Raw genomic sequence first — 14,263 nt, forward strand, 5'->3', positions numbered from 1 at the left:
TCTAACGGGGTGTGGAACGGTGAATGAGCCCGCGGGCTGCTCGGACGCTCTCGCCGGCCGATCCGGGAGGATCGCTACAGGAGATGCGCCGGCGTGCCGACGGGCAGGATAAATCGGAACCGGGCGCCACCACCGGGGCCACGGCCGACCGTGATCGTCCCGCCGTGGGCCTCGACGATGCCCTTGACGATGTAGAGCCCGAGGCCGGTACCACCGCGCTTGCTCCCCCGCCAGAAGCGGGTGAAGACCCGTGCCATCGACTCCTCCGGAATGCCGGGACCCTCGTCGCTCACGGTGACGGCGGTGCCGATACCGCTCTGCTCGCCGGCAGACGGCGAGGGCGCTATGTCGATCGTGACAGTTCCCTCGCCGTGGCGCACCGCGTTTTCCAGCAGGTTGCCGAGCACCTGGTCGACCTTGTCGGGGTCGGCCCACAGGTCGGGCAGCGGCCCGGTCACGTCCACCCTGAACCGGTCCGGGGTCTGGCCGGCTGCCACGTGCGCGTCGACGTGGCGGCGCACGGCGGCGGCGAGGTCGACGGGCTGGCGGCGCACCTCGAGCCGTCCGGAGTCGATGCGGGAGATGTCGAGGAGCTCCGCGATGAGGCGGGTGACGCGGTTGGCGTCGGCGTCGACGGTCTCCAGCATCAGCCGCTTCTGGTCGTCGGTGAAGCGTTCCCACTTGGCGAGGAGTGTCGCCGTGAAGCCTTTGACGGAGGTCAGCGGGGAGCGCAGCTCATGGGCGACGGTGGCGATCAGCTCGGCGTGGCTGCGTTCGCTGCGGCGCCGGGCCTCGGTGCCGCGGAGGCTGACGACGAGCTTGCGCACCGGCCCGGTGGGGACCTCGCGTACGTAGCGGGCGGAGACGAGGACCTCGCGGCCGCCGGGCAGCAGCAGGTTCCTCTCCGGCTGGCCGACGCGGGTGGTGAGTCCGCCGTAGGGGTCGGTGAGGGTCCACCAGCGGCGCCCCTTGAGGTCCTCGAGCGGCAGCACCCGCTCCAGTGGCCGTCCGATCGCGTCGGCCCTCGCCACGGCGGTGATGCGGACGGCGGCCCGGTTGAAGCAGACGACCCGGCCCGTCTCGTCGGCCACGACGAGGCCGTCCGGGAGGTCGTCGGGATCGATCCCGGGAGCCTCGGGGCGGCCGGAGGGGCCCAGGTGGAACTCCTGTGGCTGTGTCGGCCTGCTGGTCCCGACCGTCATGTCCCCGTACCCCACCTCTCCGCCGGCGCAGTGGGCCCCCGAGTGCGTCACCCTACTAGCTGAAAGTGACGTCGCCGACCCCCTGAGCGAGTGGTCCGTCAGCTTGCCGGGGCACCCTTGGCCCCGGCGCGCTGGGCGCGCGCCGACGCGTAGAGACATACGGCGGCGGCGGTCGCCAGGTTCAGGCTCTCGGCCTTTCCGTGGATCGGGACGCGGACTACGGCGTCGGCGAGGGCCCGGGTCTCCTCCGGCAGGCCCCAGGCCTCGTTGCCGAAGATCCATGCGGTGGGGCCGCCCATGGTGCCGGCGTCGAGTTCGTCGTCGAGGTCCTGCTCGCCGGCGCCGTCCGCCGCGAGGACGCGTACGCCGGCTTCGCGCAGCCCCAGGACGGCCTGTTCCACGGGTACGCCGACGGCGACCGGCAGGTGGAAGTGGGAGCCGACCGACGCCCGCACCGACTTGGGGTTGTACAGGTCGACGGACGCGTCGGTGAGGATCACCGCGTCCGCCCCGGCCGCGTCGGCGCAGCGCAGCACCGTTCCGGCGTTCCCGGGGTCGCGTACGTGCGCGAGCACGGCGACGAGCTTGGGCCGGGCGGCCAGGATGTCCTCGAACGGCGAGTCGAGGAACCGGCAGACGCCGACGAGCCCTTGCGGCGTGACGGTCTGGGACACCTCGGCGAGCACGGTGTCCGCGGCGTGGTGGACGCGGGCTCCCGCGGCGTGGGCGGCGTCGACGATGTCGGCGTAGCGCTCGGCGGCCTCGACGGTGGTGAACAGCTCTACCAGCGTCGCCGCGCCGTCGGGTCCGCGGTGGGTGACCGCCTCCCGGACGGCCTGCGGTCCCTCGGCGATGAACAGACGGTCCTTGCCCCGGAAGTTGCGCTTGGCGAGCCGCCGCGCGGCGGTGACGCGCGGGGAGCGGGGGGAGATCAGCTCGGGGGTCGGCATGCGGCTCGGCGGCTCTCTCTCACGGGGCTGCGTACGAAAGTCGAAAGGTCGAAGAGGTTCGGTACGGCGCTTCCATTCGCCCGGGAGGGCCGGGGCGAAGGGGCGGGCAAACGCACCGGACCCGCAGGCCGAGGCCTGCGGGTCCGGTCGGCTCGATGCGGGTGTCAGGCGGCCTTGGGGGCGTTGACGTCGCTCGGCAGGGCCTTCTGCGCAACCTCGACGAGCGCGGCGAACGCGTTGGCGTCGTTCACGGCGAGCTCGGCCAGGATCTTGCGGTCCACCTCGATGTTGGCGGCCTTCAGACCCTGGATGAGGCGGTTGTACGTCATGCCGTTCTGGCGTGCAGCGGCGTTGATGCGCTGGATCCACAGCTGACGGAAGTCGCCCTTGCGCTTCTTGCGGTCGTTGTAGTTGTAGACCAGGGAGTGGGTGACCTGCTCCTTGGCCTTGCGGTACAGGCGCGAACGCTGACCGCGGTAACCGCTGGCCTGCTCGAGGATCGCCCGGCGCTTCTTGTGGGCGTTGACTGCCCGCTTGACGCGTGCCACTTGTTAACTCCTTGTAGCGGGGCCGTGGTTGTGGTCACACGGCCCGGAAACGAATTGGTCCCGGTCTCGGCGCGTGTCCCGTCGAAGGGACACGAACGTCACTTGCCGAGAAGCTTCTTGATGGTCTTCGAGTCGCCCGGGGCCATCTCGGCGTTGCCGGTCAGGCGGCGCGTCAGCTTGGACGGCTTGTGCTCGAGCAGGTGGCGCTTGCCGGCGCGCTCACGGAGCACCTTGCCGGAGCCGGTGATCTTGAAGCGCTTCTTGGCACCGCTGTGCGTCTTGTTCTTCGGCATCGCGCCGTTATCTCCTCGTCAGTGGCGCTCCCCCGGTGCGGGCACCGGACTACAGGAGCGTCAGATCTTGGTTGTGGTCTCCGGGCCGGGCCCGGGGCTGCCACGGGGGCAGCCCCTCGGTCACGCCTCGGAAGGTGTGTCGGTCGGGGCGTCGACGCCCTCGCCCTCCGGCGAGCCCTGGCGCTCCGCCTTGCGTGCGGCCTGGGCCTCACGCGCCTCGGCCATCGCCTCGGTCTTCTTCTTGTGGGGGCCGAGAACCATGATCATGTTCCGGCCGTCCTGCTTCGGGTTCGACTCGATGAAGCCGAGATCCTCTACGTCCGCGGCGAGGCGCTGCAGCAGACGGAAGCCAAGTTCGGGGCGGGACTGCTCACGACCACGGAACATGATCGTGATCTTGACCTTGTCGCCCTGCTTGAGGAACCGGACGACGTGACCCTTTTTGGTGTCGTAGTCGTGCGGATCGATCTTCGGCCGGAGCTTCATTTCCTTGATGACCGTGTGCGCCTGGTTCTTGCGCGCCTCACGGGCCTTCATGGCCGACTCGTACTTGAACTTCCCGTAGTCCATGAGCTTGCAGACGGGCGGACGGGCGTTCGCCGCCACCTCGACGAGGTCGAGGTCGTACTCCTGAGCAAGCTCAAGGGCCTTGGCAAGCGGAACAATCCCGACCTGCTCGCCGCTGGGACCGACAAGTCGCACCTCGGGAACGCGAATCCGGTCGTTGATGCGGGGCTCGGCGCTGATGGATCCTCCTAAGTAGCACCACACGGATGTCTGGCAGACAGCCGCGTAACGTCTGTTTCGTCAGACCAACCGCCCCGGAACGTCAAAAATGCCCCGGACGGGACACAGGCGGCAGCTCCTTGAATACCGGAGCACCGCCGCGGTGTACCGCGGGGCGCACATCGGGCGACTCCATCGTCCGTACGGAACGATGGTGGCCGCCTGACCGGTGACCCGCCGTCCCGAGGGACAGCCAGGTGGGAGATCGGAGCCTCCACTTGCGGGCCGGACACGGACGTGTCCAGCCGGTCGTGACACAAGGCTAGCAGCTCCGGGAGGGCGGGGCTAACCGGCGGCCGGGGCCGGGCCGCGAGGGACGGGGCATATCGTGTGCGTCATGAGTGACGCGACCTCCCCGAACGAAACACCCGAATCACCCGACTTCGACGCCATGGCGCGCGACATCGCCGAGGTCCCGGCCGTCGAGGTGATCGTCACGGTCGCGGTGAACCTGATGAGCGCGGCGGCCGTCAAGCTCGGCCTGACCGACGACGGCGAGGACCACAAGGACCTGGACGAGGCACGCAAGCTGGTGCACGCTCTCGCCGGACTGCTCGACGCGAGCACCACGGAGATCAGCTCGTTCCACGCGGCGCCGCTGCGGGACGGTCTGAAGTCCCTGCAGCTCGCCTTCCGTGAGGCGTCGCTGGTGCCGGACGAGCCGGGCCAGGGCCCCGGCGAGAAGTACACCGGTCCGGTCTACGGCTGACCGGCCGGCCTATTCCTTCACGTAGAAGGGCTCGCCCGGAGGGGTGGCCCCGGCAGGCAGCAGTGCCAGGTCGAGGCCCCGCACCAGGCGGGCCCTCAGTACGTCGTCCGCCGCGAGCGCCCGCGCGACGCGGCCACCCGCCTCCGCCGGCTCGGTGTCCGCGGCCAGCACCAGGGCGAGCGTGCCGTCCGAGTCCCGGCCGGGCCCGAGGTGGGCCCGCAGCACTGCCGGTTCGGCGGCGACCACCGTGCGTACCGCCCCGGTGACCGCCGGGTCGGCGAGCGGGTCGGTGCTGGTGCGGCCCTCGGCGAGGGCGAGCAGGGCGGGACCGGTGAGCTGGTACGGGACCGGCCCGGCCAGGTCGAGGACCACGGTGTCCGCCTTCTCGTGGGCCGCCGCCCGGAGCGCCTGGTGCAGCGGCACGGCGACGGGACGGGCCTTCGGGTCCCACCGGGCGAGCGAGGCGATCGACGTGAACGCGGGCAGTGCCCGGCGGGAGCCGGCCGTGAGCGTCGGCACGGCCATGTCGCTGGTCTTCTCACGGCGCAGACCGGTCTGCGGGTCCTCCTCGACCTCACCGAGCACGGCGACGATCGGGACCAGGAGCCGGGCGCCCCGGAGCGCCTCCAGCACCGGCTGCTCGGCACCGCGGTCCACGGACCAGGCGGCGAGCGCCGCCTCCAGGGCCGGGTCGGCGGTGCCGTCGTCGTCGGAGAAACCGGGGTCGGGAATGTTCTTGAGCGCCACGCACCGAGCCTAACGCCCTGCCGGCGGCCGCCTGTCGGCGGCTGCCGGGGCGGGGCCGGCGGTGGCCACCCGGGCCGCGGGGGCGGAACGGCCGCGCCCGGGCCAGGGGTGGTGTGTGCGGGTGCCGCGTCACGGGGGCGCGCACGGCCGCGCCGTGTCACGGGCCACCGAGGTCGCGAATGGAGGCGGCCGTCGGTCAGGGCTGGCGTGTGCGACCGCCGCGCCAGAGGACGACTGCCATGGCCAGGAGAAGCGCGCCGGCGCCGCCGGCGGCCAGGGCGAGCCAGCCGCCAGGGCCGCCGGCCTCACCCTCGGGCTCGGGGCCGGGGCCGAAGAACTCCTCGCGGTAGCCCGCAGTGGCCGCCTTCGGGTCGCCGGGGCGCAGCCTGGCTCCCTCGCTGATCGCCGCGGCGGGGTCGACCATGCCGTAGCCCTTGGAGTCGTCGCGGCCGCCCTTGGGGGCGTCGCGCGCGGTGTCGATGAGGAGCTTCTTGATCTGCGCGGGCATGAGGTCCGGGTGCGCCGAGCGCACCAGGGCGACCGCGCCGGACACGAAGGCGGCAGCCGCGCTGGTCCCCCAGCCCTCGTAGTAGCGGCGGTCGGGGTCGGCGATGACGATGTTCACGCCCGGCGCGCTGACGGTGGCGTACCAGCGGCGGGTGGAGAACGACGCGTGGGTGCCCCAGCGGTCGACGGCGGTCACCGCGATGACGCCCGGGTAGGCGGCCGGGTAGGAGATGCGGTCGCCCTTCTCTCCGCCGTTGCCGGCGGAGGCCACGACGACCGAGCCCTTGGAGAGCGCGTACTGGACGGCCGCGTCCTCGCCCGCCTCGGGGTGCGCGGACTCACTGTCGTCGCCGAGCGAGAGGTTGATGACGTCGGCTCCCTGGTCGGCGGCCCAGCGGATGCCCTGGGCCAGGGCCGTTCCGCGGGTCTTGCGCGCCCTGTCGCGGGCCTTGTCCTTGCCCTCGAGGATCACGCGGACCGGCAGGATCTTCGCCTCAGGGGCGATGCCGAGGACGCCCGACTCCTGTCCCGGGCCGTGGCCGTGGGCGGCGACGATACCGGCCATCGCGGTGCCGTGCCGGGCCCAGGTGCTGTCACCGCGTTCGGCGCCGAAGCCTATGAAGTCCTTGCCCGGCAGCACGGAGCCGGCCAGGTCGGGATGCTGGTCGTCCACACCGGTGTCGAGCACGGCGACGGTGATGCCCTCGCCCTTGGTGGTCCGCCATGCCTCCTCGGTGTTCATGGCGTCGAGGCTCCACTGCTGGGCCCGGATGCCGTCCGCGTGCGCGGGTGTGGCCGGCAGTACGACGAACGAGGCGGCGGCGAGGGCGGCGACGATGCGCGGGCGGTGGCGTCTCATCGCGGCTCCTCCGTGCGCTTGCCCACGGCGCCGCGCAGGCCCTTCTCGATGCGTTCCGCGATCCCAGTGGCCTCGTGGCCGAGCCCGGCCTGGGCGGGCGCGTTCGTGGCGCCCTCGGCCTGGGCCTCGTCGGCCGGCTGGGGATCGGCCACGGCACGTCCGTCGGCGAAGCCGGAGACGGCGTAGACGACGACCGGGGCCTCGGTCACGACCTCCACCGTCCAGCTGGCGCGCTGCTCGTCGCCGAATCCGGCGGAGACGGTGCCCTTGGCCGGGAACGTGCGGGGCATGAGGTCGGTGCGCTCGCCGAGCGACTCGGTCGTGAACCGGTTGTGCAGGGCGAGCATCCCCTTCTCGTCCGCCTCGGTGAAGACCAGGCCGACGGTGGTGACGCTGCTGGCCGTCGCGTCGGTGTACGTGGCGCGCAGGACACGGGCGCATCCGACGGGCTCCAGTGCCTTGGTGAGCAGCGGGTCGAGCGCGGTGGCGCAGTCGCTGTCGGGTGCGACGGCGATCCGGGTCCAGACGCGGTCCGCGCCGCCGGGCCCGGCTCCGTCGCCGTCGAGCTGCCGCGGGAAGAGGGTGTCCACGGGGACGCTGTGCCAGGCGGTGCGCACCTCGGCGTAGACGTTCTCCTCGGCCGTGTCGGCGCTCGAGTCGCCGGTCAGCCAGGTGCCGGTGACGGCTCCGCCGATCAGCCCGAGACCGAGCACGACGGCGGCGACGGCCCCGACGGTCCGTGCGGGATGCCTGGTGCGTACGGGACGCAGCCGGGTCGTCATCTCCGCCGGCGTCTCCGGCGGGATCCAAAGCTGTGCGGGAGGGCGCGGCGCGTCGGGCCGCGGCGTCATGTCGACGCTGCCGACCGGGCGCGGCGGCCGCGCGGGGCGAGCCGGGGCCGACGGGCGGGGCCCCTCAGTGACGGGTCGGAGCCGCGTGGTGGTCTCGACCTCGGGGATCGAGCCGTCCGCGGGTCCGTCCGCCCGGCCGGGGCGGGGCGGCGGCACCGCTCCCGGCGGGGCCGTGTGGGGTGCGGAAGGCCGGTCCGTGCCGGTGGCAACCGCTCCAGGCGGGGCCGTGTGGGACGCGGAAGGCCGGTCCGTGCGGGTGGCAGGACGGGACGGCGGCACCGCGGCGGGACGCTCCACACCAGTGGCGGGGCGGGACGGCGGCACGGCGGGGGGAGGCGGCGGGGACACCGGCCGGGCGGGGGCCGCAGGTCCCGGCGCGGCGGCGCGCGGGGGCGCCGCCCGGGTGGAACCGGCGGGCAGTGGAGGGGAGGCGGGGCGCTCAGGGACAGCGCCGGTACCCGGGCGCGCCGAAGGCACGCCGGCCCCGGTCCGGGCCGGGGATGCCGCGGCGCCCGACCGGGCGGTCGCAGTGCGGGGAGCCGTCGTGTCGGGCGTATCGGGACGCGCCGTGGCAGAGCCAGGCGTGGACGCACCCGGAGCCGTCGTGGCAGAGCCAGGCGCGGGCGCACCCGGAGCCGTCGTGGCAGAGCCAGGCGCGGGCGTTGCGGGAGAGCCCGGCGCGGCCGGGGGCTTCGACAGCGGGCCGGAGCGGGACGGGCCGGAGGCATCGTCGTCCGGGGGCAGCAAGGCGTCCGAGATGCGGGAGCGGGGCGGGGGCTGGGGGCCGGAAGGGCGCTGCGCCTCCGTGCTCATTCCACCCCCCGTTGCTCAATCACGTACCGCCGGCTGATCACCCTTCCGGGCAGGCGCTGCGTCACCTCGTGCCGTCACTCTAACGGGCACGATCGACGGCGTCGGCCACCTGCCTGCGGTCCGTGGGGATCTGCCCAAAACATCCCCTACCCCCGGGGTAATCCTGTCTGGCAAGCTCGGCCCATGACTCCCCGTTCCGCAGACCGGGCCCGTTATGACAAGGCCACCGCCCACCTCGACGCACCCGTCGCGATCGTCGATCTCGAGGCCTTCGACGCCAACGCCGGCGATCTGGTGCGCAGGGCCGGAGGAAAGCCCGTGCGCGTCGCCAGCAAGTCGGTGCGCTGCCGGGCGCTGCTCGAACGGGTGCTGGCCATGGACGGGTTCGCCGGGATCATGTCGTTCACGCTGGACGAATCGATCTGGCTGGCGCGGGCCGGTTTCGACGACGTACTGCTCGCCTATCCCTCCGCGGACCGGGCCGGTTTCGCCGAGCTCGCCGCTGATCCCAAGCTCGCCGCCGCCGTGACGGTGATGGTCGACGACCCCGAGCAGCTGGAGCTCATCGACGCCTCACGCGCCGGTGGCACGGAAGAGATCAGGCTCTGCCTGGAACTGGACACGGCGCTCCACCTGTTGGGCGGCCGGGTGAGGGTCGGCGCGCGGCGTTCGCCGCTGCGTGATCCGGCCAGGCTCGCGGAGATGGCGCGGTCGATCGCGCGTCGCCCGGGTTTCCGCCTGGTGGGGCTGATGGCGTACGAGGGCCATGTCGCAGGTGTGGGCGACGCGGTCGCCGGTTCGCCGGTGCGTTCGCGCGCCGTTCGGCTGATGCAGCGGGCGTCCCGTAGGGAGTTGGCGGCCCGCCGGGCGGCCGTGGTGCGGGCGGTGCGGGCGGTGGAGCCCGGTCTGGAGTTCGTCAACGGCGGCGGCACCGGCAGTGTGCAGCACACGGCGGCCGAGGACGCGGTCACGGAGATCGCGGCCGGTTCCGGCCTGTACGCGCCGCGCCTGTTCGACAACTACACGTCGTTCACTGCCCGGCCCGCCGCGCTGTTCGCGCAGCCGGTGGTGCGCCGGCCCGGCGTGGGAGCGGTCACGGTGCTCGGCGGCGGCTATCCCGCCTCCGGTGCCGCGGGCCGGGACCGGCTGCCCGTGCCGTGGCTGCCCGAGGCGCTGCGCTACGACCCCCAGGAGGGGGCGGGCGAGGTGCAGACGCCGCTGCTGGGTCCGCCCGCCGACGATCTGCTGATCGGCGACAAGGTGTGGTTCCGGCATGCCAAGGCCGGTGAGCTGTGCGAGCGTTTCGACACACTGCACCTCGTCGAGGGCGACCGTGTGACAGGCACCGCGCCGACGTACCGGGGCGAGGGCCGCACCTTCCTCTGATGCCCGTGCGCGGCCCTGCCGCAGCGGTGCACCGTCAGCCGGGGCCGATGCTGCTGCCGACGCCGCCGCCCGTGGTCTCGCCGACGGGGCGGATGCTCGCGGCCACTTCGTCCATCACGTCGAGTCCGGGTGCGGACGGGGCCGCGTCGAAGGCGAAGCGGACCACCATCAGCGCACCGGTGCCGGCGGGTGAGGGGAAGGCGATCGTCTGCACGTAGCCGCCGGGACCGGCGCCGGTGACGACCTGCCAGCGCACCAGATATCCGGCCTTCCCCGCGACGGCGAAGTTCTGCGACTTGAGGACCTTGTGGGACTCGATGCCGCCGTGGGGACGGTTGCCGAGGGTGTCCTCGCCGTACACCTTTTCCGCGTACCGGGAGACGTCCTCCTTGGCCACGGCCTCCGCCGTGGCGGCGGCCGTGTTCGCGGCGAGGGAGGAGACCCGACCGCGGCGGCAGAGGGAGGACCCTCCTCCTGGGCAGTCGTAGGTCTCGTCCGTGTAGATCGTGGCGCCCTCCTCGAGGGAGCTGGTGGCCCGCACCCAGCCGTCCGGGATGGCGAGGGTGATGCCGTTGAGCTGGTCCTCGAGCACCGTGGCGTCCTCGGTCGCAGGGGGCGACGCGGTGGCGCTGTAGTTCGGATCGGCCGTCACCGGGGCGGGCGTCGGGCTGCTGCTCGGTGCGGTCTGCGGGGCGGACCCGCCGTCGTCGCCGAGGAGTACGGCCCCGGTCGCGACCGCCCCGACGAGCACGACCCCGGCGGCAGCGAGCGCCATGAGCCGCTTGTTGCCGCTGCCGCTGCCGCCCGGACCGGTGCCGGCGGGCCGCATCGGGACGGTGTGCGGCTGCGGAGGTCCGAACGTCCCGACCGTCCCCTGCGGCGGATGTCCCGGCACGCCGCCCGTGGCCTGGGCCGCGCGGGAGTGCGCGGTCCAGGCCGTGCCGTCCCACCAGCGTTCGGTGTGCGGCGCGTTGGGGTCCGGGTACCAGCCGGGAGGGGTCGTCATGCTCATCCCGCCACCTTATGGGCGGCGGGGGGCATGGCTACAGAGGGGTCACGTACGCCCCGGAGATCCCGCCGTCGACCAGGAAGTCCGTGGCGTTGACGAACGACGAGTCGTCGCTGGCGAGGAAGGCGACGGCGGCGGCGATCTCGTCCGCCTCCGCGAAACGGCCGGCCGGGATGTGCACCAGGCGCCGTGCGGCCCGCTCCGGGTCCTTGGCGAACAGCTCCTGGAGCAGCGGGGTGTTGACCGGCCCCGGGCACAGGGCGTTGACCCGGATGCCCTCGCGGGCGAACTGCACGCCCAGTTCCCGTGACATGGCGAGCACGCCGCCCTTGGATGCGGTGTAAGAGATCTGGGAGGTGGCGGCCCCCATGATCGCCACGAAGGAGGCGGTGTTGATGATGGAGCCCCTGCCCTGGCGCTGCATGTACGGGATTGCCGCCTTGCAGCACAGGTAGACGGAGGTGAGGTTGACCTCCTGGACGCGCCGCCACGCGTCGATGCCGGTGGTGAGGATCGAGTCGTCGTCGGGGGGTGAGATGCCGGCGTTGTTGAAGGCGATGTCGACGCTGCCGTAGGTGTCGTACGCGGCCTTGAACAGCGCCTCGACCTGTTCGGCGTCGGTGACGTCGACACGTACGAAGGTGCCGCCGACCTCGTCGGCCGCGGCCTTGCCCGCGATTTCGTCGATGTCGCCGCAGACGACCTTCGCGCCCTCGGAGGCGAGCCGGCGCGCGGCCGCGAGGCCGATGCCGCTGCCGGCGCCGGTGATCACTGCGGTGCGGCCTTCGAGGCGGCGGCAGAGCGGGGTCTCGGTCATGGTGTCTCAGGCCTCCGTGCTGATGAAGACGTTCTTGGTCTCGGTGAAAGCGGTGAGCGCCTCGGGGCCGAGTTCACGGCCGAGCCCGGACTGCTTGTAGCCGCCGAACGGGGTCCAGTAGCGGACGCTGGAGTGGGAGTTGACGGAGAGGTTGCCGGCGCGAACGGCGCGGGAGACGCGCAGGGCGCGGGCCACGTCGCGGGTCCAGAGGGAGCCGGAGAGGCCGTACTCGGTGGCGTTGGCGAGCCGTACGGCGTCCTCCTCGTCCTCGAAGGGGATCACGGCGGCGACCGGTCCGAAGATCTCTTCGCGAGCGGCGGGCGCGTCCGGGGCGATGTCGGTGAGGACGGTCGGCGGGAACCAGAAGCCCGGTCCGTCGGGGGCGGTGCCCCGGATCGCCTCGGCGCCGTCGGGGACGTAGCCGCGTACCCGTTCCAGCTGGGTGCGCGAGATCAGCGGGCCCATCTGCGTCTTCTCGTCGGACGGATCGCCGACGACGACCGATTCGATTGCGGGGGCGAGCAGGTCCAGGAAGCGGTCGTACACCGATGCCTGCACGAGGATCCGGGTGCGGGCGCAGCAGTCCTGTCCGCTGTTGTCGAGGAAGGACATGGGGGTGGCGGCCGCAGCGGCGTCCACGTCGGCGTCGGCGAAGACGATGTTGGGGCTCTTGCCGCCGAGTTCGAGGGTCACCCGCTTCACGCGCTCCGCGCACTTGGCCATGATGCCCTTGCCGACCCTGGTGGATCCGGTGAAGACGATCTTCGCGACGCCGGGGTGCTCGACGAGCGCGGCGCCGGTCACGTCACCGGCGCCGGGCAGCACCTGGAAGAGGTGCTCGGGCAGGCCGGCCAGCAGGGCGAGTTCCGCGAGCCGCAGGGCGGTCAGGGGGGTGGTCTCGGCCGGCTTGAGCAGAACGGCGTTGCCGGCGGCGAGGGCGGGTGCCGTGCCCCAGGCGGCGATCGGCATGGGGAAGTTCCATGGCGCGATCACGCCGACGACGCCGAGCGGTTCGAGGATGGTGAAGTTCATGCCCCCCGGGACGGGGATCTGCCGGCCGTTCAGGCGCTCCACTCCCCCGGCGGCGTAGTCGAGCAGGTCCCGGACGTTGCCCGCTTCCCACCGGGCGTTGCCGATGGTGTGGCCCGCCTCCAGGACCTCGAGCCGGGCCAGTTCCTCGAGGTGGTCGTCGACGACGGCGGCGAAGCGGCGCAGCAGCCGGGCCCGGTCGGCGGGCGCGGCGGCCGCCCACTGCCCCTGGGCCCTCGCGGCGCGGGCGACGGCGGCGTCGACCTCCGCGACGGTCGTCGCGGGGACGGTCCGCACGACGTGTCCGGTGGCCGGGTCGAGTACGTCGTGGTGCGTGTCAGCCAAGGGGTGCCTCACATGCGTTCGAAGGAGCGGCGGAGCTCCCAGTCGGTCACCGCGGAGTCGAAGGCCTCGAGTTCGACCCGCGCCATGTTCCGGTAGTGGGCGACGACGGCGTCACCGAAGGCGGCCTTGGCGACGGGGCTGTTCTCCCAGAGCTCGGCGGCATCGCGCAGGGTGGTGGGGACGTGTTCGTAGTCGCCCGAGTAGGCGTTGCCCGTGCAGGCGTCGGGCAGTTCCAGCCGCTGCTCGATGCCGTGCAGGCCGGCGGCGACAAGGCCGGCGACGGCGAGATACGGGTTGACGTCCCCGCCGGGCAGCCTGTTCTCGAAGCGTGTCGAGGGGCCGTGGCCGACGACGCGGAGGGCGCAGGTGCGGTTGTCGTGGCCCCAGGCGACGGCGGTCGGGGCGAAGGAGCCGGGGCGGAAGCGCTTGTAGGAGTTGACGGTCGGCGCGTACAGCAGGGAGAAGTCGCGCAGTGCGGCGAGCTGGCCGGCGAGGAAGTGCCGCATGAGCGGCGACATGCCGTCGGGGCCGTCCCCCGCCATGACGCCCCGGCCGTCGGTGTCCCGCAGGGAGAGATGGATGTGGCAGGAGTTGCCCTCGCGCTCGTTGTACTTCGCCATGAAGGTGAGGGAGACGCCTTCCTGGGCGGCGATCTCCTTCGCGCCGGTCTTGTAGACGGCGTGCTGGTCGCAGGTGACGAGGGCCTCGTCGTACTTGAAGACGATCTCGTGCTGGCCCGGGTTGCACTCGCCCTTGGCCGACTCGACGGTGAGCCCGGCGCCGGTCATCTCGTTGCGGATGCGGCGCAGCAGGGGCTCGATGCGGCCGGTGCCGAGGACCGAGTAGTCGATGTTGTACTGGTTGGCCGGGGTGAGGCCCTGGTAGCCGCGGTCCCAGGCCTGTTCATAGGTGTCCTTGAAGACGATGAACTCGAGCTCCGTGCCGACGTGGGCCGTGAGTCCGTGCTCGGCGAGGCGCTCGAGCTGGGCCCGGAGGATCTGGCGGGGGGCGGCGACGACGGGCCGGCCCTCGTCCCACGCCAGGTCGGCGATGACGAGTGCGGTGCCCTCGTGCCAGGGGATCCTGCGCAGCGTGGTGAGATCCGGGAGCATGGCGAAGTCGCCGTAGCCACGTTCCCAGGACGACATCTCGTATCCGTCGACCGTGTTCATGTCGGTGTCGACGGCGAGGAGGTAGTTGCAGCCCTCGGTGCCGTGCTCGAGGACCTCGTCGAGGAAGAAGGGGGCGGCGAACCGTTTGCCCTGCAGTCGTCCCTGCATGTCGGGGAAGGCCAGGACGACGGTGTCGATCTCGCCGCTCGCGACGAGCGCTCGCAGCTCGTCGAGGGCGAGCGGGGGTTTGCGGTCTGCCACGGGACGGTGCCTCCTTGGGTCAGCCGGAAGCCATAAGGT

14 protein-coding genes are annotated in these 14,263 nt (G+C 72.5%); 2 read left to right on the plus strand and 12 right to left on the minus strand.

The window, feature by feature from the left end; genetic code table 11:
• Positions 1 to 74: 74 nt before the first annotated feature.
• The 5 genes from MDN94_RS29175 to infC form a co-directional block, all read right to left on the minus strand.
• Positions 75 to 1,202 carry a sensor histidine kinase gene (locus tag MDN94_RS29175; protein WP_482728844.1) on the minus strand — a complete coding sequence of 376 codons (1,128 nt, stop codon included), beginning with the start codon at positions 1,200 to 1,202 and terminating at the stop codon, positions 75 to 77.
• A gap of 98 nt (positions 1,203 to 1,300) precedes the next feature.
• Positions 1,301 to 2,152 (minus strand): TrmH family RNA methyltransferase, encoded by an 852-nt coding sequence (locus MDN94_RS29180; protein ID WP_482728845.1) that lies wholly within the window; start codon positions 2,150 to 2,152, stop codon positions 1,301 to 1,303.
• Between the two features lie 164 nt (positions 2,153 to 2,316).
• Positions 2,317 to 2,700, minus strand: coding sequence for a 50S ribosomal protein L20 (gene rplT / locus MDN94_RS29185; RefSeq protein ID WP_018103794.1), 384 nt, complete (start codon positions 2,698 to 2,700; stop codon positions 2,317 to 2,319).
• 98 nt (positions 2,701 to 2,798) lie between these two features.
• Positions 2,799 to 2,993, minus strand: a complete 195-nt coding sequence (gene rpmI, locus MDN94_RS29190) for a 50S ribosomal protein L35 (protein WP_005319593.1) — start codon at positions 2,991 to 2,993, stop codon at positions 2,799 to 2,801.
• Between the two features lie 120 nt (positions 2,994 to 3,113).
• Positions 3,114 to 3,764, minus strand: a complete 651-nt coding sequence (gene infC / locus MDN94_RS29195; protein WP_005319591.1) for a translation initiation factor IF-3 — start codon at positions 3,762 to 3,764, stop codon at positions 3,114 to 3,116.
• Between the two features lie 352 nt (positions 3,765 to 4,116).
• Between infC and MDN94_RS29200 the strand changes: the two genes are divergently transcribed.
• Positions 4,117 to 4,488 carry a DUF1844 domain-containing protein gene (locus MDN94_RS29200; RefSeq protein ID WP_005319589.1) on the plus strand — a complete coding sequence of 124 codons (372 nt, stop codon included), beginning with the start codon at positions 4,117 to 4,119 and terminating at the stop codon, positions 4,486 to 4,488.
• 9 nt (positions 4,489 to 4,497) lie between these two features.
• Here MDN94_RS29200 and MDN94_RS29205 read toward each other — a convergent pair whose 3' ends face one another.
• The 3 genes from MDN94_RS29205 to MDN94_RS29215 all read right to left on the minus strand — a co-directional run bounded on the left by MDN94_RS29205 (position 4,498) and on the right by MDN94_RS29215 (position 7,383).
• On the minus strand, positions 4,498 to 5,235 hold the full coding sequence (locus MDN94_RS29205; RefSeq protein ID WP_482728846.1) for an SseB family protein: 738 nt from the start codon (positions 5,233 to 5,235) through the stop codon (positions 4,498 to 4,500).
• 196 nt (positions 5,236 to 5,431) lie between these two features.
• Positions 5,432 to 6,601, minus strand: coding sequence for a type VII secretion-associated serine protease mycosin (gene mycP / locus MDN94_RS29210; protein ID WP_482728847.1), 1,170 nt, complete (start codon positions 6,599 to 6,601; stop codon positions 5,432 to 5,434).
• The gene (locus MDN94_RS29215) at positions 6,598 to 7,383 is read right to left on the minus strand and encodes a hypothetical protein (RefSeq protein ID WP_482728848.1); all 786 of its coding nucleotides are present in this window, start codon (positions 7,381 to 7,383) and stop codon (positions 6,598 to 6,600) included. Before MDN94_RS29215 ends, mycP begins: the two co-directional genes overlap by 4 nt.
• A 1,065-nt stretch (positions 7,384 to 8,448) precedes the next feature.
• Between MDN94_RS29215 and MDN94_RS29220 the strand changes: the two genes are divergently transcribed.
• Positions 8,449 to 9,651 carry an amino acid deaminase/aldolase gene (locus MDN94_RS29220; protein ID WP_482728849.1) on the plus strand — a complete coding sequence of 401 codons (1,203 nt, stop codon included), beginning with the start codon at positions 8,449 to 8,451 and terminating at the stop codon, positions 9,649 to 9,651.
• Positions 9,652 to 9,685: 34 nt separating this feature from the next.
• On the opposite strand, the gene MDN94_RS29225 is transcribed toward MDN94_RS29220, so the two are convergent.
• Genes MDN94_RS29225 through MDN94_RS29240 form a run of 4 tightly spaced genes read right to left on the minus strand, consistent with a single transcriptional unit; the run spans position 9,686 to position 14,224 of the window.
• Positions 9,686 to 10,663, minus strand: a complete 978-nt coding sequence (locus MDN94_RS29225; RefSeq protein ID WP_482728850.1) for a DUF2510 domain-containing protein — start codon at positions 10,661 to 10,663, stop codon at positions 9,686 to 9,688.
• 31 nt (positions 10,664 to 10,694) lie between these two features.
• Positions 10,695 to 11,477 (minus strand): 3-oxoacyl-ACP reductase, encoded by a 783-nt coding sequence (locus MDN94_RS29230; RefSeq protein ID WP_482728851.1) that lies wholly within the window; start codon positions 11,475 to 11,477, stop codon positions 10,695 to 10,697.
• A gap of 6 nt (positions 11,478 to 11,483) precedes the next feature.
• A complete protein-coding gene (locus MDN94_RS29235) occupies positions 11,484 to 12,851 on the minus strand; it encodes an aldehyde dehydrogenase family protein (protein WP_482728852.1) in 1,368 nt (455 codons plus the stop codon).
• 8 nt (positions 12,852 to 12,859) lie between these two features.
• Complete coding sequence (locus MDN94_RS29240) at positions 12,860 to 14,224, minus strand: glutamine synthetase family protein (protein ID WP_482728853.1); 1,365 nt, start codon at positions 14,222 to 14,224, stop codon at positions 12,860 to 12,862.
• Positions 14,225 to 14,263 lie beyond the last annotated feature (39 nt).

It is taken from the genome of Streptomyces sp. WAC00040 (assembly GCF_056835925.1).